This is a genomic window from Cellulomonas sp. Leaf334, assembly GCF_001424195.1.
In the GTDB taxonomy this organism is placed as follows: Bacteria; Actinomycetota; Actinomycetes; order Actinomycetales; family Cellulomonadaceae; genus Cellulomonas.
On record NZ_LMOO01000006.1, the window covers coordinates 182,360 to 204,467 of the forward strand.

The 22,108-nt window shown below is 71.8% G+C and carries 22 protein-coding genes; 18 read left to right on the top strand and 4 right to left on the bottom strand.

Translation table 11 applies throughout. The features are described 5' to 3' along the window. The first annotated feature begins 148 nt into the window (after positions 1 to 148). The 5 genes from ASF78_RS15470 to whiG all read left to right on the top strand — a co-directional run bounded on the left by ASF78_RS15470 (position 149) and on the right by whiG (position 4,565). Complete coding sequence (locus ASF78_RS15470) at positions 149 to 505, top strand: YraN family protein (protein WP_056591317.1); 357 nt, start codon at positions 149 to 151, stop codon at positions 503 to 505. Next, on the top strand, positions 506 to 2,029 hold the full coding sequence (locus tag ASF78_RS15475; RefSeq protein WP_056591318.1) for a YifB family Mg chelatase-like AAA ATPase: 1,524 nt from the start codon (positions 506 to 508) through the stop codon (positions 2,027 to 2,029). It begins immediately after the preceding gene. Further along, positions 2,026 to 3,231, top strand: a complete 1,206-nt coding sequence (dprA, locus tag ASF78_RS15480) for a DNA-processing protein DprA (RefSeq protein WP_056591319.1) — start codon at positions 2,026 to 2,028, stop codon at positions 3,229 to 3,231. The genes ASF78_RS15475 and dprA overlap by 4 nt, the downstream gene beginning before the upstream one ends. A gap of 198 nt (positions 3,232 to 3,429) precedes the next feature. Beyond that, complete coding sequence (locus ASF78_RS22455; protein WP_156374191.1) at positions 3,430 to 3,606, top strand: hypothetical protein; 177 nt, start codon at positions 3,430 to 3,432, stop codon at positions 3,604 to 3,606. Between the two features lie 89 nt (positions 3,607 to 3,695). Beyond that, a complete protein-coding gene (whiG, locus tag ASF78_RS15485) occupies positions 3,696 to 4,565 on the top strand; it encodes an RNA polymerase sigma factor WhiG (protein ID WP_369816341.1) in 870 nt (289 codons plus the stop codon). 55 nt (positions 4,566 to 4,620) lie between these two features. On the opposite strand, the gene ASF78_RS15490 is transcribed toward whiG, so the two are convergent. Continuing rightward, positions 4,621 to 5,169, bottom strand: a complete 549-nt coding sequence (locus ASF78_RS15490; RefSeq protein WP_056591320.1) for a M23 family metallopeptidase — start codon at positions 5,167 to 5,169, stop codon at positions 4,621 to 4,623. Between the two features lie 421 nt (positions 5,170 to 5,590). Between ASF78_RS15490 and rpsB the strand changes: the two genes are divergently transcribed. From rpsB to dxr, 8 genes are all read left to right on the top strand, one after another. Continuing rightward, positions 5,591 to 6,646 carry a 30S ribosomal protein S2 gene (gene rpsB / locus ASF78_RS15495; protein ID WP_056591323.1) on the top strand — a complete coding sequence of 352 codons (1,056 nt, stop codon included), beginning with the start codon at positions 5,591 to 5,593 and terminating at the stop codon, positions 6,644 to 6,646. A gap of 109 nt (positions 6,647 to 6,755) precedes the next feature. Beyond that, positions 6,756 to 7,601, top strand: coding sequence for a translation elongation factor Ts (tsf, locus tag ASF78_RS15500; protein ID WP_056591325.1), 846 nt, complete (start codon positions 6,756 to 6,758; stop codon positions 7,599 to 7,601). Between the two features lie 83 nt (positions 7,602 to 7,684). Continuing rightward, on the top strand, positions 7,685 to 8,428 hold the full coding sequence (gene pyrH / locus ASF78_RS15505; protein WP_055922247.1) for a UMP kinase: 744 nt from the start codon (positions 7,685 to 7,687) through the stop codon (positions 8,426 to 8,428). Between the two features lie 58 nt (positions 8,429 to 8,486). Continuing rightward, complete coding sequence (gene frr, locus ASF78_RS15510; RefSeq protein ID WP_056093138.1) at positions 8,487 to 9,044, top strand: ribosome recycling factor; 558 nt, start codon at positions 8,487 to 8,489, stop codon at positions 9,042 to 9,044. Then, entirely contained in the window at positions 9,044 to 9,886 is an 843-nt protein-coding gene (locus ASF78_RS15515) for a phosphatidate cytidylyltransferase (RefSeq protein WP_056591327.1), read from the top strand. Before frr ends, ASF78_RS15515 begins: the two co-directional genes overlap by 1 nt. 31 nt (positions 9,887 to 9,917) lie before the next feature. Next, entirely contained in the window at positions 9,918 to 11,045 is a 1,128-nt protein-coding gene (rlmN, locus tag ASF78_RS15520) for a 23S rRNA (adenine(2503)-C(2))-methyltransferase RlmN (RefSeq protein ID WP_056591330.1), read from the top strand. Further along, positions 11,042 to 11,596 (top strand): DivIVA domain-containing protein, encoded by a 555-nt coding sequence (locus ASF78_RS15525; RefSeq protein WP_056591332.1) that lies wholly within the window; start codon positions 11,042 to 11,044, stop codon positions 11,594 to 11,596. Before rlmN ends, ASF78_RS15525 begins: the two co-directional genes overlap by 4 nt. A gap of 49 nt (positions 11,597 to 11,645) precedes the next feature. Beyond that, positions 11,646 to 12,803, top strand: coding sequence for a 1-deoxy-D-xylulose-5-phosphate reductoisomerase (dxr, locus tag ASF78_RS15530; protein ID WP_235518621.1), 1,158 nt, complete (start codon positions 11,646 to 11,648; stop codon positions 12,801 to 12,803). A 42-nt stretch (positions 12,804 to 12,845) separates the two neighbouring features. Here dxr and ASF78_RS15535 read toward each other — a convergent pair whose 3' ends face one another. Genes ASF78_RS15535 through ASF78_RS15545 form a run of 3 tightly spaced genes read right to left on the bottom strand, consistent with a single transcriptional unit; the run spans position 12,846 to position 16,056 of the window. Further along, a complete protein-coding gene (locus ASF78_RS15535; protein ID WP_156374192.1) occupies positions 12,846 to 14,201 on the bottom strand; it encodes an FAD-binding oxidoreductase in 1,356 nt (451 codons plus the stop codon). Beyond that, a complete protein-coding gene (locus ASF78_RS15540) occupies positions 14,198 to 15,583 on the bottom strand; it encodes an aspartate aminotransferase family protein (RefSeq protein WP_056591341.1) in 1,386 nt (461 codons plus the stop codon). The genes ASF78_RS15535 and ASF78_RS15540 overlap by 4 nt, the downstream gene beginning before the upstream one ends. Then, positions 15,580 to 16,056 carry an Lrp/AsnC family transcriptional regulator gene (locus tag ASF78_RS15545; RefSeq protein WP_235518622.1) on the bottom strand — a complete coding sequence of 159 codons (477 nt, stop codon included), beginning with the start codon at positions 16,054 to 16,056 and terminating at the stop codon, positions 15,580 to 15,582. Before ASF78_RS15545 ends, ASF78_RS15540 begins: the two co-directional genes overlap by 4 nt. Before the next feature lie 197 nt (positions 16,057 to 16,253). Between ASF78_RS15545 and ASF78_RS15550 the strand changes: the two genes are divergently transcribed. The 5 genes from ASF78_RS15550 (at position 16,254) to ASF78_RS15570 (ending at position 22,099) form a co-directional block, all read left to right on the top strand. After that, positions 16,254 to 17,699 (top strand): gamma-aminobutyraldehyde dehydrogenase, encoded by a 1,446-nt coding sequence (locus ASF78_RS15550; RefSeq protein ID WP_056591343.1) that lies wholly within the window; start codon positions 16,254 to 16,256, stop codon positions 17,697 to 17,699. Positions 17,700 to 17,853: 154 nt separating this feature from the next. Further along, on the top strand, positions 17,854 to 19,080 hold the full coding sequence (locus ASF78_RS15555) for a PotD/PotF family extracellular solute-binding protein (protein WP_056591346.1): 1,227 nt from the start codon (positions 17,854 to 17,856) through the stop codon (positions 19,078 to 19,080). Continuing rightward, positions 19,077 to 20,255: an ABC transporter ATP-binding protein gene (locus tag ASF78_RS15560; protein WP_056591348.1), complete on the top strand. Its 1,179-nt coding sequence runs from the start codon at positions 19,077 to 19,079 to the stop codon at positions 20,253 to 20,255. Before ASF78_RS15555 ends, ASF78_RS15560 begins: the two co-directional genes overlap by 4 nt. A gap of 7 nt (positions 20,256 to 20,262) precedes the next feature. Next, a complete protein-coding gene (locus ASF78_RS15565; protein ID WP_200940633.1) occupies positions 20,263 to 21,183 on the top strand; it encodes an ABC transporter permease in 921 nt (306 codons plus the stop codon). Positions 21,184 to 21,322: 139 nt separating this feature from the next. Beyond that, complete coding sequence (locus ASF78_RS15570; protein ID WP_056591765.1) at positions 21,323 to 22,099, top strand: ABC transporter permease; 777 nt, start codon at positions 21,323 to 21,325, stop codon at positions 22,097 to 22,099. Positions 22,100 to 22,108: the final 9 nt, after the last annotated feature.

Genomic DNA, 22,108 nt, shown 5'->3' on the forward strand with positions numbered 1-22,108 from the left:
GCGTGGCCACGCAGCCCGTCGGAGTTCCACCACGCGGCTCGCGCCGAGCCGCCCACAGACCGCCGCGACGTGCCCGCGTCCACGGGATCGGGCACCGCGCCGCTTCTGACCTGCCCGCGCTGGCAGCGTCCTGCGCGGAGGTGGTCCGGTGCGCGCGAAGGACGCAGTGGGGCGGTACGGGGAGGACGTGGCGGAAGCCCATGTCCGGGCCCGTGGATGGGACGTGCTGGACCGGAACTGGCGGACCCGGGACGGTGAGCTCGACCTCGTGGCGCTCGACGGCCACGAGCTGGTCGTCGTCGAGGTCAAGACACGGCGGTCGACCGCGTACGGGCACCCCGCCGAGGCTGTGACCGCCCGCAAGCTCGCCCGCGTGCGACGGCTCGCGGCGCAGTGGCTCGCCGCGCACGACGTGCACCCGGTGTCGGTGCGGATCGACGTGATCGCCGTGCTGCTGCCCCCGCGGGGTGCGGCCCAGGTCGACCACCTCGTCGGGGTGGTCTAGGTGGTCCTCGGTCGGACGCTGGGCGTCGCCCTCGTCGGGCTGACCGGGCACGTGGTCGAGGTGGAGGCGCACCTCGCACCGTCGTTGCCCGCGTTCACCCTCGTCGGGCTGCCCGACGCTTCGTTGGCAGAGTCCCGCGACAGGGTCCGAGCGGCCGTCACGTCGTCGGGTCTCGCGTGGCCGAACCGGCGCATCACCGTGAACCTCTCGCCCGCCACACTCCCGAAGTCGGGCTCGGGCTTCGACCTCGCGATCGCCGTGGCCACGCTGGCGGGTGCGGAGGCCATCGACCCGACCGCGCCGCGGGGAGTGGTCCACCTCGGCGAGCTCGGGCTCGACGGTCGGCTGCGTCCCGTGCGCGGTGTGCTGCCCGCGGTCGCGGCCGCCGTCGCCGCGGGCTGGTGCCGGGTGGTCGTCGCGGAGGCGAACGCGGCAGAGGCGCGTCTGGTGCCCGGCGCGCGGGTCGTCGGCGCGACGAGCCTGGCGGAGGTCGCGGCAACCTACGGTGCGACCGTCGAGGTGCCGGAGGTGGCGCCGGTGTCCCCGGAGGCGGTGCCGCGGCACGCCGGCCGGTCCGCGCTGGACCTCGCGGACGTCGTCGGGCAGGACGACGCTCGGGCGTGCCTCGAGGTCGCCGCGGCGGGCGGGCACCACCTGCTGATGGTCGGCCCACCGGGGACCGGCAAGACGATGCTCGCGGCCCGCCTGCCCGGGTTGCTGCCGGACCTGTCGGAGGCCGACGCCGTCGAGGTCACGGCGGTGCACTCGGTGGCGGGTGCCTTCGACCCGGGCGACGGTCTGCTGCGTCGACCGCCCTTCGAGGACCCGCACCACACCGCGACGCCGGCGAGCGTCGTCGGCGGGGGATCGGGAGTCCCACGCCCCGGGGCGGCCTCACGCGCGCACCGCGGTGTCCTGTTCCTCGACGAGGCGCCGGAGTTCTCGACCGCGGTGCTGCAGACCCTGCGGCAGCCGCTGGAGCACGGCGAGCTCGTGCTCCACCGCGCTGCCGGCACCGCGCGCTACCCGGCGCGCTTCCAGCTCGTCCTCGCGGCCAACCCGTGCCCGTGCGGACTGGCGGTCGGCAAAGGGCTCGCGTGCACGTGTCGCAGCGAGCAGCGTCGCCGGTACTTCGGGAAGCTGTCGGGCCCGTTGCTCGACCGGGTGGACCTGCAGGTCGAGCTCCACCCCGCCCGGGCGGGAGCAGGTGCGGGGGAGTCCTCGGCCGTCGTCGCCGGGCGGGTGCTCGACGCGCGTGCAGCGCAGGCGCTCCGGCTCGCCGGGACACCGTGGCGCACGAACGGCGACGTCCCGGGCAGCTGGCTGCGGGAGCGGCTCGGCCCCGACCGCGCCCTGGTCACGGACCTGGACCGCGCGGTCGATCGCGGCACCCTGAGCCTGCGCGGGGTCGACCGGGTGCTGCGCGTCGCGTGGACCGTGGCGGACCTGGCCGGACGGGTCGCACCCAGTCGCGCCGACGTGGGTCACGCCCTCCTGCTGCGTACCCGCGGGCACGGCGCATGAGCGGCGACCAGGCGGACGTGTCTGCGCGCGCGACGTGGAGCGCGTTGGTCGAGCCCGGGGACGTCGTCGCCGGGACCCTCGTGGGTCTGCTCGGTGCCGTGGACGCTCTCGACTGGGTTCGCGCAGCGCATCGGCACGGTCCCGACCTCGCCCGGGTCGAGGACCGGTTCGGCGCTCTCGCCGACGCCGACCGGAGGCGGGTGGCCAAGGCGCTCGCACGATGGGCCGTTCGGTTGCCGGAGTGCGACCCGGGCCGGGATCTCGAGCGCCTGGACCGGCTCAGGGGGACGCTGCTGGTGCCGGGTGACCCGCGCTGGCCGTCAGCCCTCGACGATCTCGGGACCGCGGCGCCGTTCTGCGTGTGGGTCCGTGGTGAGCCGGACCTCGGGGCGGCGCTCACGCTGTCGGCAGCGGTCGTCGGGTCGCGCGCTGCGACCTCGTACGGGGAGCGTGTCGCGTTCGACCTCGCCGACGGACTCACGGCGGACGGGTTGTGCGTGGTCTCCGGCGGTGCGTACGGCATCGACGCGGCGGCGCACCGTGGCGCCGTCGCGCGGGGCGGACGCACCCTCGTGGTCCTCGCGGGTGGTGTCGACCGGGCCTATCCGGCGGGCAACGCACGGCTGCTCGACGCGGTCGTGGGGGCGGGCGGAGCGCTCCTGTCCGAGGTGCCGCCGGGCAGTCTGCCGACCAGGAGCCGGTTCCTGCAGCGGAACAGGCTCATCGCGGCAGCCGGTCGGGCCACGGTCGTGGTCGAGGCGGCGTGGCGGTCGGGGGCCATGAGCACCGCGCACCATGCCGCTCGTCTCCTCCGACCCGTCGGCGCCGTGCCGGGACCAGTGACGTCGATGGCGTCCGCAGGGTGTCACCGGCTGCTGCGCGAGGGGGTCGCGGTGTGCGTCACGGACGCGGCTGAGGTGCGTGAGCTCGCCGGGGTCATCGGCTCCGGCGTCGTCGCGGTGGCCGACGCGGCCAGCTCGGCGGACGAGCGTGCCGCACGGCGTCGCGACGTTCTCGATCCGGTGTCGCAGCGGGTCCTCGACGCTCTCGCCCGTCGCGTGCCCACCGACCTCGACCGGGTGGCGAGCCTCGCGGGCGTCACCGTCGCCGAGGCACGAGGCGCAGTGGGTCTCCTGGAGCTCGACGGGTGGGCGGCCCGCCGGGGGGACGGCTGGGTCGTCCTGAGGACCGACGAACCATGACGTCGGGTCGCTGTCCAGAAGGCGCGCCGGAAGCGATCGTGGATGAGAGGGGGTGAGGAGTTCCCCGGGTGAAAAACTCGCGCAATCGGGCCATTGTTCGTCGAAGAATCGGACATTGTGCCGGGATTCGCCCACGGTTAGGCCGGGCAGGTGAAAGTGCTCCTTGTTACCTGCTGTGTTTCAGGTCACCGTACTCACATGAACACCAACGAGATCGCGACGGGGACGCCTGATCGGGCGCTCCTGCGGCCCGCTTTCTCGGTTCGCCCGAGCGGCACGCGCGGATTGTCGAAGAACACCAATCGCGCATATCACCCCCTTTCTTCCGCCGAGCAGCTCTGCCCGGCGTTCCAGCAGGCGCAGCCCCGAGCATGACGAAGACAATGGAGTCGACGATGACGACGCAGCTGGACACCGCCTTCCCGGTGCACACGCGACTGACCAGCACGGCGCCCGAGGGCGTCATCCCGCAGCCGCGGTCGGCCGACGTGGACCTGCTCGCGCCCGCCTCCGTCCCGATCACGCGCGGTGTGCCTGCCCCCCGGACCCCGGTGGCGCCGACGCGTTCCGTCGAGGAGGTCGACGCCCTGTGGGAGGACTACAAGGCTGCGCCGTCGGCCCGTGCCCGCGAGGGCCTGATCCTGCACTACGCACCGCTCGTGTCGGCGGTCGCCGGCCGCGTCGGGATGCGCCTGCCCAGCACCGTCGAGCAGGCCGACCTGGTCTCCTACGGCATGTTCGGTCTCATCGACGCCATCGAGAAGTACCAGACGGACCGCTCGGTCAAGTTCGAGTCCTACGCCTCGTCCCGCATCCGCGGAGCCATCATCGACGAGCTGCGCGCGATGGACTGGGTCCCGCGCTCGGTCCGTACGAAGGCCCGCTCCGTCGACCGCGCGTACGCCGAGCTCGAGGCCAAGCTGCACCGCACGCCGACCGAGGACGAGGTCGCCCAGCACCTCGCGATGCCGGTCGAGGACCTGCGCGCCATCTACTCCCAGCTCTCGACGGTGAACGTCGCGGCACTCGACGAGCTCCTCGGCGGCGGCGACGACCGCCCCGGCGGCGTGTCGCTCGGTGACACCCTCGGCGACGAGCGGACCCTCGACCCCGCCAGCTCCATCGAGGCGGCCGAGACGAAGTTCCTCCTGGCCCGCGCGATCGAGTGTCTCGGTGAGCGTGAGCGCATCGTCGTGGTCCTCTACTACTACGAGGGCATGACGCTCGCCGAGATCGGTCGCGTCCTCGGCGTCACCGAGTCGCGCATCTCCCAGATGCACACGGCCGCGATGGTCCGGCTCCGCACCCGCCTCGTCGAGGCCGAGCGCGCCTGACCGACGCCCGCGTCGGCGCCGTCCGGGCCGCGGGTCGACGTCTCACGCGACCTGCCTACCTGCCGGGGTCGAGCGGGAGCAGGACGACCGGTCCCGCTCCGGGGAGCAGGCCGAGCGGGTCGACGTAGTCGTCACCCACGCGCACACCCCAGTGCAGGCACGTGCCCGGCGCGCAGTGCGAACCCTCGGCGACGATCGTGCCGAGTCGCGTCCCCGCAGGGATGAGCCGGCCCACGTCGACGGCAGGCACCAGCGGTTCGACGCTCGAGCGGCGCCCCTCGGCGTCGGTCACCGTCACCACCGGTCGACCGCCCACGGTCCCCGCGAAGGTGACGACCCCGGAGACGGGGGAGACGACTGCGGCGCCGAGGCTCGCTCTCAGGTCGACTCCGCGGTGGCCCGCGGCCCAGCGCACGGGCGGTGGCTCGAAGGCGCGGACCACGTCGGCGGCCCCGTCGAGCGGGAGGCGGTAGGTGCCGGCCTGCGGCGGGGAGCCCGGTGGGCCCGCGGTGCCCGCCGAGGCGGCGGCGACCATGAGGCCGAGCAGCAGCGTCCCGCTCCCGAGCGCGGCAGTGAGGCGGGCGGTGGGGAGTCGTCGGTTCATGGCGCGATGGTTCGCGGTGACGGTGGTGCGCGGGGACGGGCGGGCCAGGTCTGTGGATGGCGTCGCCGGCCAGGCGGGCTGTGGTCGGCTCGCGGTGCGGGAGCGCGGGCTGCGGTCAGGAGCCCGGTCGGGAGCAGCCTCCGTGATCGGCTAGACTTCGGGTGCGACCGGTCCGTACCGGTCGACTTCGCGTGTCATCCACCCGATCCCCGGACCTTCGGCCTCACCGCCGACCAGGGCCAGGACGGGGTCGATCTCCGCAGCGGTCCGAGTGTCTGCCCACGTGGCAGGTGCCGGAGCGGACGACGACATGGCACCAGGGGCGCTGGCCTGAAGGTCGGAGCCGACAACCGAGATGCGGGCCCCCAGACGGGTCCGCCTTGACGCGTGCACCGTACGGTGCGCGCCGGAAGGACGTGCCATGGCCGTCGTGACCATGCGCCAGCTGCTCGAGAGCGGTGTCCACTTCGGGCACCAGACCCGCCGCTGGAACCCCAAGATGAAGCGCTTCATCTTCACCGAGCGCAACGGCATCTACATCGTCGACCTGCAGCAGTCGCTGTCGTACATCGACAACGCCTACGACTTCGTCAGCCAGACCGTCGCGCACGGCGGCACCATCCTCTTCGTCGGCACCAAGAAGCAGGCGCAGGAGCCGGTCGCGGACCAGGCCGCCCGCGTCGGCATGCCGTACGTCAACCAGCGCTGGCTCGGTGGCATGCTCACCAACTTCAGCACGGTGCACAAGCGTCTCCAGCGCCTCAAGGAGCTCGAGCAGATCGACTTCGACGACGTGGCGGGCTCGAACCTCACGAAGAAGGAGCTGCTCGTCCTGCGCCGCGAGAAGGACAAGCTGGCCAAGACGCTCGGTGGCATCCGTGACATGGCCAAGGTCCCCTCGGCCGTGTGGATCGTCGACACGAACAAGGAGCACCTCGCCGTCAACGAGGCGCGCAAGCTCGGCATCCCCGTCGTCGCGATCCTGGACACCAACTGCGACCCGGACGTCGTCGACTACCCGATCCCGGGCAACGACGACGCGATCCGCGCCGTCCAGCTGCTGACCCGCGTCATCGCGGACGCCGCTGCCGACGGTCTGCTGAAGCGCCACTCGGGTCGCACCGCGGCCGCCGAGGGCGCCCCGGCCGACGCCGAGCCGCTGGCCGAGTGGGAGCGCGAGCTGCTCGCCGGCGCCGAGGCCGACCTGGCGAGCACCGCGGTCGCCGCTGACGCGACCGAGGCCGTCGCCGAGGCCACGACCGAGATCGCCGAGGAGACTGCTGCTGCCGAGGTCGTCGCCGACCCCGTGGCCGACGAGGTCGTCGCCGAGGCGCTGACCGACGAGGTCGTCGCCGAGGCTGTGACCGAGGACGTCGCCGAGGTCCAGGCCGAGGCTGTCGAGGCCGAGGTTGCGACCGAGGCTGCCGAGCCGGCCGCCGACGAGGCTGCCGCCGAGGGCGACGCCGACTCCAAGTGATCCTGCCGGTGCCGGCGGCCCGCTCGACGGGGCTGCCGGCACCGCGGCACGTCACCGGACCGTTGAGGTCCGCACCACCGTCACGACACACGAGGAACGGACACGACTGATGGCGAACTACTCGCTCGCAGACATCAAGGCGCTGCGCGAGAAGACCGGTGCCGGAATGATGGACGTCAAGAAGGCGCTCGAGGAGGCCGAGGGCGACACCGACAAGGCGCTCGAGCTCATCCGCGTCAAGGGCCTCAAGGGCGTCGGCAAGCGCGAGGGCCGCTCGGCCTCGGACGGCCTCGTCGCCGCGCACGTCGGCCCGACGGCCGACGGCGAGGGCCAGACGGGCGTGCTCGTCGAGGTCAACTCGGAGACGGACTTCGTCGCGAAGAGCCCGAACTTCGTCGCGCTGGCGGCCCGCGTCCTCGCGGCCGCGGTCGACTCCCCGGCCCGTGACGCGGACGCGCTGCTGGCCACCGAGGTCGACGGCACCAGCGTCCAGACGATCGTCGACGAGACCGCCGCCACCCTGGGTGAGCGCGTCGTCGTGCGCCGCCTGGCCCGCGTGGCCGGCGAGCACGTCGAGGTCTACCTGCACAAGGTGAGCAAGGACCTGCCCCCGCAGGTCGGCGTGCTCGTCGCGACCGACGCGGCCGGTGCCGGCGTGGCCCGGGACATCGCGACGCACATCGCGGCGTTCTCGCCCACGTACCTCACGCGCGAGGAGGTCTCGGCCGACGTCGTCGCGAACGAGCGCCACATCGCCGAGGAGACGGCCCGCAACGAGGGCAAGCCCGAGGCTGCGCTGCCGAAGATCATCGAGGGCCGCCTCAACGGCTTCTTCAAGGAGAACGTCCTGCTCGAGCAGGCATTCGCCAAGGACAACAAGAAGACGGTCGCGCAGGTTCTCTCCGAGGCCGGCGGCACGCTGACGGGCTTCGTCCGTTACCGCGTGGGAGCCTGACCTCAGGTGATCGACGGTGGCCCCGGCCCTGCGGGGTCGGGGCCACCGTCGCACCATCCCGTTCCAACTCTCGTGGAGGCACCGTGACCCTGGACCCCGAGTCGACCCGCGGAGCGGTGCCGGACCGACGCGTCCTGCTCAAGCTGTCCGGCGAGACGTTCGGTGGCGGTGACGTGGGCCTCGCGGCGGACGTCGTGCAGCGCGTCGCTGCCGAGATCGCCGTGGCGGTCCGCGCGGGTGTGCAGGTGGCGATCGTCGTCGGCGGTGGCAACTTCTTCCGGGGTGCCGAGCTCTCGCAGCGTGGTCTGGACCGTGCGCGCGCCGACTACATGGGCATGCTCGGCACGGTCATGAACTGCCTGGCGCTCCAGGACTTCCTCGAGCAGGCCGGGGTGAGCACGCGCGTGCAGACGGCGATCGCGATGGGCCAGGTGGCCGAGCCGTACATCCCGCTGCGGGCCATCCGGCACCTGGAGAAGGGCCGCGTCGTCATCTTCGGTGCGGGTGCGGGCATGCCGTACTTCTCGACGGACACCGTGAGCGTGCAGCGCGCCCTCGAGACGCACTGCCACGAGGTCCTCATGGGCAAGAACGGCGTCGACGGCGTGTACTCCGCGGACCCGCGGACGAACCCGGACGCGGTGAAGCTGGACCACCTGACGTACACCGACGCGTTGGTGAACGACCTGGGTGTCATGGACGGCTCGGCGCTCAGCCTGTGCCGCGACAACGACGTGCGGATGCGTGTCTTCGGGCTCGAGGAGGCCGGCAACGTCACGCGGGCACTCCGGGGTGAGAAGATCGGCACGCTGATCACGGCCAGCTGACAGTGCTGACACGCTGCACGAACGCACGGCATCGAATTGACGACACGAAGGAGCTCCGGTGATCGACGAGACCCTCTTCGAGGCTGAAGAGAAGATGGACAAGGCCGTCGAGGTCGCCAAGGAGGACTTCTCGACGATCCGTACCGGTCGGGCGAACGCGGCGATGTTCTCCAAGGTGTTCGTCGACTACTACGGCAGCCCCACGCCGCTGCAGCAGCTGGCGTCGTTCAACGTCACCGAGGCGCGCACGATCCTCGTCTCGCCGTTCGACAAGTCGTCGACCGCCGCGATCGAGAAGGCGCTGCGCGACTCCGACCTGGGCGTGAACCCGACCAACGACGGCAACGTGATCCGGATCGTGCTGCCCGCGCTCACGCAGGAGCGCCGCAAGGACTTCGTCAAGCTCGCCAAGTCGAAGGCGGAGGACGCCCGGGTCTCGGTGCGCAACGTCCGGCGGCGCGCCAAGGAGGAGCTGGACCGCATCGTCAAGGACGGTGAGGCCGGCGAGGACGAGGTCGGTCGTGCGGAGAAGGAGCTCGAGTCCTTGACGAAGAAGCACGTGGACCTCATCGACCACCTGCTCGCGTCCAAGGAGAACGAGCTCCTCGAGGTCTGATGAGCCAGACAGCCATCGCCGCCACCCGGACCCCCCGCCCCGGTCGTGACCTCCCGGTCGCGATCGTGGTCGGCGTCGCCATGCTCGTCTTGGTGGTCGCGTCGCTGTTCATCCGCAAGGAGGCGTTCGCGGTCGTCGCCGTCCTGGCGGTGAGCGCGGGGCTCTGGGAGCTGGCGCAGGCGTTCACACGCCGCAACATCCACCTGCCCCTGCTCCCGCTGCTGGTCGGCGCGATCGGCATCCTGGTGTCCGCGTACACGGCGGGTCCGGAGGCGCTGTTCGTCGCGTTCATGCTGACCGTCGGCGGTGTCGTCGTCTGGCGCGTGCTCGACGGGAGCGGCCAGCCGGCCCTGCGGGACGCGACCGCGGGTGCGTTCGCGGCGGCGTACCTGCCGTTCCTCGGCGGGTTCGTGATGCTCATGCTCGCGGAGCCCGACGGAGCTTCTCGCGTGATGCTCTTCATCCTCCTGTGCGTCGCCAGCGACGTCGGCGGGTACACGGTGGGCGTCCTGCTCGGCCGGCACCCGCTCGCCCCGTCGGTGAGCCCGAAGAAGACCTGGGAGGGTCTGGCGGGCTCGATGATCCTGGCGTGCGTCGTGGGCGTCGTCGGGGTGCAGCTCGCGTTCGACGGGGAGCCGCTGGTCGGCGTGATCCTCGGCCTGGCCACGGTCGTGACCGCGACGCTCGGGGACCTTGCCGAGTCGATGCTCAAGCGCGACCTCGAGCTCAAGGACATGGGCCGGCTGGTGCCGGGCCACGGCGGCCTCCTGGACCGTCTCGACTCGCTCGTCCTGACCGCCCCCGCCGTGTACGTGGTCCTCACCGTGTTCCAGCCCGCCTGACCCTTCCTAGTCCGAGAGGGGGTACCTGGCCATGACCGGTACACCCGTGCGCCTCGACCTGTCCTCGCCCAGCCGGGGACCGCGAGGCAAGCCGCCCAAGCACTTCGTCGACCTCACGCCCGAGCAGCGGATCGACGCCGTCACCGAGCTCGGCGAGAAGCCGTTCCGCGCCAAGCAGCTGGCGACGCACTACTTCACGCACCTGACCAACGACCCGGCGCTGATGACGGACCTGCCGAAAGCGACCCGCGACAAGCTGGTCGAAGGCCTGTTCCCGCAGCTGCTGACGGCGCACCGCACGCAGACGGCGGACAAGGGCACGACGGTCAAGACGCTGTGGCACCTGTTCGACGGCGCCAAGGTCGAGTCCGTCCTCATGCGGTACGCCAACCGCACGACGCTCTGTGTCTCCAGCCAGGCGGGGTGCGGGCTCGCGTGCTCGTTCTGCGCGACGGGCCAGCTCGGCCTGACGCGGAACCTGTCCACCGCGGAGATCGTCGAGCAGGTCCGTGCGGCGGCGCGCTCGCTGGCCGACGGCGAGGTGCCCGGCGGGCCGACCCGGCTGAGCAACGTGGTGTTCATGGGCATGGGTGAGCCGCTCGCCAACTACAAGTCCGTGATGGAGACGGTCCGGCGCCTGGTGGCACCGGCGCCCGACGGTCTCGGCATGTCGGCGCGGAACGTCACGGTCTCGACCGTCGGGATGGTGCCGGCGATGGACCGCCTCGCGAAGGAGGGCATCCCGGTGACGCTCGCCCTGTCGCTGCACGCGCCGGACGACGAGCTGCGCAGCGAGCTGGTGCCGGTGAACACCCGGTGGAGCGTCGACGAGGCGCTCGACTCCGCGCACCGCTACTTCGAGGTCACCGGCCGGCGCGTCTCCATCGAGTACGCGCTCATCCGGGACATCAACGACCACGCCTGGCGGGCGGACCTCCTGGGCGAGAAGCTCAACGCCCGCGGTCGCGGCTGGGTGCACTGCAACCCGATCCCGCTGAACCCGACGCCCGGCTCGAAGTGGACCGCGAGCGATCCCCGGGTCGAGCAGGAGTTCGTGGCACGCTTGCGTGCGCACGGGATCCCGACGACGATCCGGGACACCCGGGGCAGCGAGATCGACGGCGCCTGTGGACAGCTGGCAGCGGAGGAGGACGAGTGAGCGACGGGATGTTCCGGACCGTCTCGGGCTTCAAGCAGGGCTACGACCCGGACGAGGTCGACGACTTCTTCGCCCACGCACGGGCCGTCTACGAGCAGGGTCCGGCCTCGGGGCTGGCCAGCAAGGACGTCCGTGGCGTCGCGTTCGACATGGTGCGGGGCGGGTACGTGACGGCGGCGGTCGACGCCGCGCTGGACCGGTTGGAGGCCGCGTTCGTGGCCCGCGCCCGTTCGGAGTACATCGCGACGCGCGGCCAGCAGGGCTGGATGGATCACCTGAGCGAGCAGGCCCGGACGCTGTACGGCCGTCTGGGCCGTCCCGACGGGGACCGGTTCGCTCCGCCCGACGGGCGTCAGCAGGGCTACGAGCCGGCCGACGTCGACGACCTGTGCCAGCGCCTGGTCGCGTACTTCGACAAGGGCACGCCGCTGTCGGCTGCGGAGGTCCGGTCCGCGACGTTCCGCCGTCGCACGGGTCACAACGCGTACGCCGAGGGCCCGGTCGACGCGTTCCTGGCCCGCGCGGTCGAGGTGCTCCTCGGCGTCGAGTGAGCCGGGCTGCGCGAGCCGGGCAGCCCGCCGGATGTACGAGGATGGCACCGTGACACAGCGCAGCGTCGTCCTCCTCGGGTCCACCGGCTCCATCGGTACGCAGGCCGTCGACGTCATCACCCGCAACCCCGACCGGTTCACCGTGACGGGCCTGTCCGCGGGTGGCGGGGACGTCGACCTGCTTGCACGGCAGGCCCGGACGCTGGGTGTGACGACCGTCGCGGTTGCCGACCCTCGCGCCGGGAGCGCGGTGCGCGATGCCCTGCCCGGGGTCGAGGTGCTCGTCGGCCCGGAGGCGTCGACGGACCTGGCTGGTCGCGGCGCCGACGTCGTGCTCAACGGCGTCACGGGCTCGGTCGGGCTGGGTCCGACGCTCGCCGCGCTGCGGGCCGGTTCCACGCTCGCGCTGGCCAACAAGGAGTCGCTCGTCGTCGGGGGGCGGCTGGTCCACGCGGCGCGGCAGCGCCCCGACCAGATCGTGCCGGTCGACTCCGAGCACTCGGCGATCGCGCAGGCGCTGCGCGGTGGCACCCACGCGGAGGTCCGGCGGCTGATCCTCACCGCGTCCGGGGGGCCGTTCCGCGGCTGGTCCCACGACGACGTCACGACGGTCACCCCGCAGCAGGCGCTCGCGCACCCGACGTGGTCGATGGGCCCGGTGGTGACCATCAACTCCGCGACGCTGATGAACAAGGGCCTGGAGCTCATCGAGGCGCACCTGCTGTTCGACGTGCCCGTCGCGGACATCACCGTGGTGGTCCACCCGCAGTCGGTGGTGCACTCGATGGTGGAGTTCGTCGACGGCTCCACCTTGGCGCAGGCGTCACCGCCGGACATGCGGCTCCCGATCGCGCTGGGGCTGTCCTGGCCGGACCGGGTCCCGCAGGTCGCGCCGCCGTGCGACTGGGCGCAGGCCACGGCCTGGACGTTCGAGCCCCTCGACGAGGGCGTGTTCGCCGCTGTGCGGCTTGCCCGGTCGGCGGTCGCGACGTCCGCGACCCACCCGGCGGTCTACAACGCGGCGAACGAGGAGTGTGTCGACGCGTTCCTGGCGGGCCGGATCGGGTTCCTGGACATCGTCACGACCGTGGAGCGGGTGCTCGGGGAGCACGACGGCACCGCGCCGGACGCCCTCACGCTCGACGCCGTCCTGGCCGCCGAGGTCTGGGCCCGCGCTCGCGCCCAGGAGATCCTGGCGCGCGCCTGACGGCGCTCCCTGACGGCGCTCCCTGACGGCGCGCCTGACGCCTCAGTGCCCGAGGACCTGGCTCAGCAGGCCGCCCATGCGGCTGGGATGACCGGTGCGGGCCTCCGTGCGGTCGGCCCACGCGGTCGCTCGCCGGGTCGCCGTGATCCCGGCCCAGCGGATCGGCTCCGGCTCCCAGGCGGGGGAGCGGTGGTCGACCCATGGCAGCCGGACCAGGGCGCTGTCGGCGCCGGTGATCACGTCCGCGAGCGTCCGGCCCGCGAGGTTGGTCAGCGCGACGCCGTCGCCGACGTAGCCGCCCGCCCACGCGATCCCGGTCGCGGGGTCCAGCCCGACGGACGGGTGCCAGTCGCGCGGCACCCCGAGCGGGCCGCCCCAGTGGTGCGTGATCTCTGCCCGTTCGAGCACGGGGAACAGGTCGACGAGCTCGTGCACGAGGTGCGCAGCGGTCGCGTCGACCTGGTCGTACGCAGGTCGGATGGCGGATCCCAGGTGGTACGGCGCGCCCCGACCGCCGAAGGCGAGGCGGTCGTCCGTGGTGCGCTGGCCGTAGACGACGAGGTGCCGCGCGTCGGTGAAGGTCTGCCCGCGGGACAGGCCGATCTGCGCCCAGACCTCGGGCGGCAGCGGTTCGGTGGCGATCATGTGCGAGTACACGGGCGCGACGTCGCGGCCCGATCCGGGCAGGTGCGCACTCCAGGCCTCCGTCGCACGGACCACCCAGCGGGCGCGGACGATGCCGTGGTCGGTGACGACCGCGCGCGGTGAGAGGCGCAGCGCGCGCGTCCCCTCGGCCAGCCGGGTGCCGCGCGACAGGACGACGTCCAGCAGCCCGCGGACCAGCCGGGCGGGGTGGACCCGGGCGCAGTCGGGGGTGAACGAGCCGCCGACGGCACCGGCCACGCGGACGTGCTCGGCGACCCCGTCGGCGTCGAGCAGGTGCGACTCGTCGCCCCACCGGGCGTCGGCGGCGACGGCGTCGGCCACGCGTTCGAGCTGCGGGCGGTTGCGGGCGACCGTGACGGAGCCTCCGAAGGTGAACCCGCAGTCGATCAGCTCCGCCGCGGCCACCCCGCCGACCTCGACGACCGTGTCCCGCATCGCGGCGCGCATCGCGGTCGCGGCGTCGCCACCGTGCCGGCGGGCCAGCTCGTCGGCGGAGACCGGCAGGAGGGCGGAGCACCAGCCACCGTTGCGTCCGCTCGCACCGAAGCCGGCGACGTGCGCCTCGACCAGGAGCACGTCGAGCGACGGGTCCGCCTCGAGCAGGTAGTACGCGGTCCACAGCCCGGTGAGGCCGGCGCCGACGATGACGACGTCCGCCTGCGCGTCCCCGTCGAGCGGATCGTGCGGGGTGCGCTCCTCGACCTGGTCGGACCAGAGCGGCCGTCCCGTCACAGACGCGCCCAGGCGTCGGTGAGCACGCTGCGCAGGATGCCCGTGATCTCGTCGAACTCTGCCTGCCCGCAGGTCAGCGGCGGGGCGAGCTGGATGACCGGGTCGCCCCGGTCGTCGGCGCGGCAGTACAGGCCGGCGTCGAACAGGGCACCGGACAGGAACCCGCGCAGCAGCCGTTCGCTCTCGTCGTCGTCGAACGTCTCCCGGGTGACCTTGTCCTTGACCAGCTCGATCCCGTAGAAGAAGCCCTCGCCGCGCACGTCACCGACGATCGGCAGGTCGAGCAGGCTCTCGAGGGTGCGGCGGAACGCAGGCGCCGACTCCTTGACGTGCGTCGTGATGCCCTCGCGCTCGAACACGTCGAGGTTCGCGTTGGCGACGGCCGCGGAGACGGGGTGACCGCCGAACGTGTAGCCGTGCGAGAACGACGCGTTGCCCTTCGAGAACGGCTCGTACAGCCGGTCGGAGGCGATCAGGGCGCCGATGGGGGAGTACCCCGAGGTCATGCCCTTCGCGCACGTGATCATGTCCGGGACGTACCCGAAGTCGTCGCACGCGAAGATCGAGCCGATCCGGCCGAACGCGCAGATGACCTCGTCGGAGACCAGCAGCACGTCGTACTGGTCGCAGATCTCCCGGACCCGCTCGAAGTACCCCGGGGGCGGCGGGAAGCAGCCGCCGGCGTTCTGCACAGGCTCCAGGAACACGGCCGCGACGGTGTCCGGGCCCTCCATCTCGATGGCGTCGCCGATGCGGTCCGCAGCCCACCGGCCGAACGCCTTCGGGTCGTCCCGCAGGTGGTCGGGCGCCCGGTACTCGTTGGTGTTCGGGACCTTGTGCGCGCCGGGTACCAAGGGCTCGAACTGCGCCTTGAGCGTCGGCAGGCCCGTGATCGACAGCGCCCCGTGCGTGGTGCCGTGGTACGCGATCGACCGTGAGATCACCTTGTACTTGTTCGGCTTGCCGGTGAGCTTGAAGTAGTTCTTCGCCAGCTTCCAGGCGGTCTCGACGGCCTCGCCGCCACCGGTGGTGAAGAAGACGTGGTTGAGGTCTCCCGGCGCGTAGGTCGCCAGGCGCTCCGCGAGGTCGATCGCCTGCGGGTGCGCATAGGACCACAGCGGGAAGAACGCGAGCTTCTCGGCCTGGGCGCGTCCCGCCTCCGCCAGCTCGGTGCGGCCGTGCCCGGCCTGCACCACGAACAGCCCGGAGAGTCCGTCGATGTACTGCCGACCCTGGTCGTCCCAGATGTGGTGACCCTGACCGCGCACGATCGTCGGGACGCCGTCGTCCCACGCGCTCTGCCTCGTGAAGTGCCCCCAGAGGTGCGCCCTCGCCGCGTCGGAACGACTCGTCCCCGCCCTTGTCGTGGCTGCCTCACTCATCTGGTCCCCCAGTTGTAGAGCTGCTTGCGCAGCTTCAGGTAGACGAACGTCTCGGTGGTCCGCACCCCGGGGAGCGTGCGGATCTTCTGGTTGAGCACCTCGAGCAGGTGGTCGTCGTCCTCGCAGACGACCTCGCACAGCAGGTCGAAGCCGCCCGCGGTGATCACGACGTAGTCGACCTCGGTCATCCCCGCGAGCGCGTCCGCGACGAGGGACAGGTCGCCCTCGCACTTCAGGCCGATCATCGCCTGGCGGGAGAAGCCGACCTGCAGCGGGTCGGTCACCGCGACGATCTGCATGACGCCGGAGTCGGTGAGGCGCTGGACGCGCTGGCGCACCGCGGCCTCGGACAGCCCGATCGCCTTGCCGATGGTGGCGTACGGCCGCCGGCCGTCCTCCTGGAGCTGTTCGACGATGGCCTTGGAGACGTCGTCGAGTGCCGGGTGCCCCGGTGCTGGTCTGCGTGTGCCCACCAGCCGATGGTGGTGCGCGGCGAGCCTCAATGCAAGAGACGCGCGCGCCGCGAGCGAAGGATTTCGTCGTGACATGCCGTGGGAACTTCTGATTCCGGCGTCCACGGTGGTCCGCTCGGCCGAATGGGCCATCGGGGGCTCCCGTGCGGACGCGTTGCGGCGTAGCGTGCGGCGCACCGACTGTGAGGAGAGCACCCGTGAGCCAGACCACCGACCTGATCGAGCTGCGCAACGTGATCGGGGGCGCCCAGCGACCTGCCGCGGACGGTCGCACCACGTCGGTGGTCGACCCGTCCACGGGTCAGGAGTACGCGCGTGCGCCCCTGTCCGGCACGCAGGACGTCGACGACGCGTACAGCGCCGCGTCCGACGCGTTCACCACGTGGGGCCGGACGACGCCGGCGGAACGCCAGCTCGCGCTGCTGCGCCTCGCCGACGCGATCGAGCAGCGTGCCGACGAGTTCGTCGCCGTCGAGTCCCGCAACACCGGCAAGCCCCTGCACCTGACGGCGACCGACGAGGTGCCGCCCTGCGTCGACCAGCTGCGCTTCTTCGCCGGCGCCGCCCGCGTGCTCGACGGGTTGAGCGCGGGGGAGTACATGGCGGGTCACACGTCCTGGGTGCGGCGTGAGCCCGTCGGGGTCGTCGGTCAGGTGACGCCCTGGAACTACCCGCTGATGATGGCGATCTGGAAGGTCGCCCCGGCGCTCGCGGCCGGCAACACGATCGTCCTCAAGCCGTCGGACACGACACCGGCCTCGACGCTGCTGCTCGGTCAGGTCGCCAACGAGGTCCTGCCGCCGGGGGTGCTGAACATCGTCTGCGGCGACCGCGACACGGGCCGCGCCCTCGTCTCCCACCAGCGCCCCGACATGGTGGCCATCACCGGCTCGGTGCGAGCCGGGTCGCAGGTGGCCGCAGCGGCCGCGGCGAACGTCAAGCGTGTCCACCTCGAGCTCGGCGGCAAGGCACCGGTCATCGTGTTCGCCGACGCCGACCTCGCCGCCGCCGCCGAGGGCATCGCGGGTGCCGGTTACTACAACGCGGGGCAGGACTGCACGGCGGCGACCCGCGTGCTCGTGCACGCGTCGGTGCACGACGACTTCGTCGCGGCTCTCGCGGAGGCCGCCCGGGGGCAGCGCACGGGCGTGCCCAGCGACCCGGACGTCGCGTTCGGTCCCGTGAACAACGCGCTGCAGCTCGACCGGGTCACCGGCTTCCTCGACCGGCTCCCGGACCACGCGTCGATCGTGGCGGGCGGGCACCGCGTGGGCGACGTCGGGTACTTCGTCGAGGCGACCGTCGTGTCGGGGTTGAAGCAGGACGACGAGGCGGTGCAGGACGAGATCTTCGGGCCGGTCATCACGGTGCAGACGTTCACCGACGAGGACGAGGCCATCACCCTGGCGAACGGTGTGCGCTACGGCTTGTCGAGCTCGGTGTGGACGCAGAACCACGGCCGGGCGCTGCGGGTGTCTCGCGCACTGGACTTCGGGGTGGTGTGGATCAACACCCACATCCCGTTCGTGGCGGAGATGCCGCACGGCGGTTTCAAGCACTCCGGCTACGGCAAGGACCTGTCGATGTACGGGTTCGAGGACTACACCCGCGTCAAGCACGTGATGTCTGCCTTTGACGCGTGAGGCGACGGATCCGGGAGTCGGGCGCCCGCCGGTGCAGTATTTTCGTTGCGGACGGGTGCTGATGCGACGGATTCCTTGCTGGAGCGCCGCCCGTTTGCGAAGATCCACGGGCGCCGCCGTGCATGGCGGCGCCTAACGGCACCCTAGGAGCCCCATGAGCCCCCATCGTCGCCCCCTTCCCGCGGACCCTCGGGTCCGCGCGCTCGTCGCCCAGGCATCGCACCGAGGAGCCCTGTCGCGACGCTCGTTCCTGGCCGGTGCCCTGGGCACCGCCGGCGTCGGAGCCCTGCTCGCCGCGTGCGGGACGGGTGCACCGTCGGCCGTCCCTGCGCCTGCGGAAGACCTGTCCAGCAGCAAGAAGCTCGTGCGCTGGGCCAACTGGACGCAGTATCTCGACCAGGACGAGGAGGGGACGAGCTACCCGTCGCTCGAGGCGTTCGAGGCGCAGTCGGGCCTCTCGGCCACCTACGCCGAGGACATCGACGACAACGACACGTTCTACGGCAAGATCTCCGGGCAGCTGAAGAACGGCCAGGACATCGGCTACGACGTGGTCACGCTCACCGACTGGATGGCCGCGCGGCTGATCCGCCTCGGGTACGCCCAGAAGCTGCACAAGTCGCGCATGCCGAACGCCGAGAACATCCTCCCGGGCCTGGAGCACGTGGACTTCGACTACGGCCGCACGCACTCGCTGACCTGGCAGTCCGGGTTCGCGGGGCTGGCGTGGGACAAGGAGAAGGTCCCCCGTGGCCTGCACTCGCTCGAGGACCTGTGGGACCCGGACCTGGCCGGTCGGGTCGAGGTGCTCTCCGAGATGCGCGACACCATCGGGCTGATCATGCTCTCGCAGGGTGTCGACCCGTCGAGCAACTGGAGCGACGACGACTTCTACGACGCGCTGGAGCTCCTGAAGCGGAAGATCGAGTCGGGCCACATCCGCCAGGTCCGCGGCAACGCGTACACGCAGGACCTCGCCTCGGGTGACGCGATCGCGGTCATCGGCTGGTCGGGGGACATCACGTCCCTCAACTACGAGGCGGACGGCCGGTTCGAGTTCGCCATCCCGGAAGCCGGCGGGACCCTCTGGAGCGACAACATGCTGGTGCCGGTCGGTTCGCCGTACCTGCGGAACGCCGAAGAGCTCATGAACTACTACTACGACCCCGAGGTCGCCGCGCAGGTGGCTGCGTGGGTCAACTACATCACCCCGGTGGAGGGCGCCCAGGAGGCCATGGTCGCCATCGACCCGGAGCTCGCCGAGGACCCGATGATCTTCCCGACGCCGGAGATCCTGTCGAACGTGAGCGTGTTCCGGACGCTGACCCCCGACCAGGAGGCGCGCTACAACGGCGAGTTCCTCACCGTCATCGGCGCATGACGAGCGCCGCCGCGACGAGCCCGTCGCCGACCGCCGCCCGACCGGGCGGTGCCGCGCTCGAGCTCGAGGGCGTGACCAAGGCGTTCGGGCAGTTCGTGGCGGTGGACGACCTCGCGCTGACGATCCCCTCGGGGTCGTTCTTCGCGCTCCTCGGTCCGTCCGGGTGCGGCAAGACGACGACCCTGCGGATGGTCGCCGGCCTGGAGCAACCGACCGCGGGGACCATCCGGCTGGGCGGGCAGGACGTCACGGGCACCCGTGCGCACCAGCGCCCGGTGAACACCGTGTTCCAGAGCTACGCGCTGTTCCCGCACCTGACGGTCGGCCAGAACGTGGCGTTCGGTCTGAAGCGGTCGGGCGCTCGCGACGTCGCCCGGCGGGTGGCTGACGGCCTCGACCTGGTCGAGCTCGGTCACCTGGCCGACCGCAAGCCTGCCCAGCTCTCGGGCGGTCAGCAGCAGCGCGTCGCGCTCGCCCGGGCCCTGGTCAACCGGCCGGCGCTCCTGCTCCTGGACGAGCCGCTGGGCGCACTGGACCTCAAGCTCCGTCGCCAGATGCAGCTCGAGCTCAAGCGCATCCAGACCGAGGTGGGCCTGACGTTCGTGCACGTGACGCACGACCAGGAGGAGGCCATGACGATGGCCGACACGGTCGCGGTGATGAACCACGGCCGGATCGAGCAGCTGGGCTCCCCGGCGGAGCTGTACGAGCTGCCGCAGACCGCGTTCGTCGCGAACTTCCTCGGGCAGTCCAACCTCGTCCCCGGCACGGTCACCGACCGGCTGCTGAAGCGCGGCCTGCTCGGCGTCGACGTCCGCGGGACCCGGGTGCTCGTCCCGGCGGCGCGCGCGGTGCGCCAGACCGGCGCGGTGCTCGTCGGGGCGCGGCCGGAGAAGATGCGGCTGCTCGTGGGGGACCAGGCGCCGGGCCACGACGAGAACGTGCTCGGGCCGGGGATCGTCACCGACGTCTCGTTCCTGGGTGTGAGCACGCAGTACCAGGTGGAGGTTCCCGGCCTCGGCACGTTCGGCGTCTTCGCGCAGAACCTGCTGGGCGGGGCCACCGTCCCGGTCGGGACGTCGGTGGGGCTGGCGTGGGCGGTCGACTTCACCTTCGGCCTCGACGGTGCGCAGGCCCGCGACGACGGCACGGTCGACCTGGACGACGAGCTGTGAGGACCCCGTGAGCATCACCGCTGCGCTCGGGGACAGCACCGCGTCCGCGGTCGCCGCACCGCCGTTGCGCCGGGCGCGGCGAGCGCACCTCGTGCTCCTCGGGCCGGGTCTGGTCTACCTGGTGCTGTTCTTCGTGGTTCCCGTCGGTGCGCTACTGGCGACGTCCCTCTACGTCCCTGTCCCGGGCGGCGACGTGGGGCAGTTCCAGCCCGCGTTCCACTGGCAGAACTACGTCGACGCGCTCACCCAGTTCTGGCCGGCCGTCCTACGCTCGTTCTGGTTCGCGCTCCTGGCCACCGTCGCCGCCCTGGTGATCGGCTACCCGATCGCGTACGTGATCGCGGTGCGTGCCCGGGGGCGCCCCCTGCTCCAGGGTCTGCTGCTCGTGCTCGTCGTCGCGCCGTTCTTCACCAGCTTCATCCTGCGCACCATCGCGTGGAAGCAGATCCTCGCGGACGACGCCTTCGTCGTGACCGCCCTGCACTTCCTGCACCTGCTGCCTCCGGACGCCCGCCTCACGGCCACCCCGTTCGCCGTGGTCAGCGGCCTGACCTACAACTTCCTGCCGTTCATGGTGCTTCCCATCTTCGCGGCCCTCGGGCGGCTGGACTCCCGGCTCCTGGAGGCGGGTGCGGACCTGTACGCATCGCCGACGACGACGTTCCGTACGATCACCTGGCCGCTGTCCATGCCGGGGGTCGTCGCCGGCACGCTGCTCGTGTTCATCCCGGCCGCCGGTGACTACGTGAACGCGTCGCTGCTGGGCAACAACACGAACACGACCATGGTCGGGCAGGTCATCGACGCCCGGTTCTTCAAGGTGCTCGACTACCCGACGGCCGCCGCGCTGTCGGTCGTCCTCATGGTCGCGATCCTGCTCCTGGTCGGTGCGTACGTCCGCCGGTCCGGGACGGAGGACCTGCTGTGAGCGCGCCGGGGGGCGGGGTCGCCCGCAGTCGTGCGAACGGGTGGGCACCGTGACGGCCGTGCTCGACCGGACCGGGGAGTCCACCACCGCCACGGCACGGGCGCGCACCCCGCGTCGGCGACGCCGGCGGCTCGGGGACCTGATCGTCCCGGTCTTCGCCGCGCTCGCGTTCGTCTACCTGCTCGTGCCCGTCGCGTACACCGTGGTGTTCTCGTTCAACGACGCCGGCAAGACCAACCTCGTCTGGCGCGGCTTCACGCTGGAGAACTGGCAGAACCCCTGCGGTGTGCCCCAGGTGTGCGAGGCGTTCGGCAACTCCCTGCAGGTCGGGATCGTCTCGACCCTCGTCGCGACCGCGCTCGGCACGCTGGTGGCGATCGCGCTGGTCCGGTTCCGGTTCCGCGGCCGTGCACTGACGAACCTGCTGATCTTCCTGCCGATGTCGACGCCCGAGGTGGTGCTCGGCGCCGCCCTGCTCGCGCAGTTCCTCACGCTGCACGTCCCGCTCGGCTTCGGGACGGTCGTCGCCGCCCACGTGCTGTTCTGCATCAGCTTCGTCGTCGTGACCGTCAAGGCGCGTGTCGCCAGCCTGGACCCGGCGATCGAGGAGGCGGCGGCCGACCTGTACGCCTCGCCGTGGCAGGCGTTCTGGCGGGTGACGTTCCCGCTGCTCGTCCCGGGGATCGCGGCCGCGGCGCTGCTGGCGTTCAGCCTGAGCTTCGACGACTTCATCGTCACCAACTTCACGTCCGGCTCGTACTCGACGTTCCCCAAGTTCGTCTACGTCTCGGCGACCCGCGGCATCCCGCCGCAGGCCAACGTGATCAGCTCGTTCATGTTCGTCCTGGCCCTCGCGATCGTGGTCCTGGTCCAGGTGCTCGGCTACGCCCGGAGCAAGCGGCAACGGGCACGGTGAGTTCGGAGG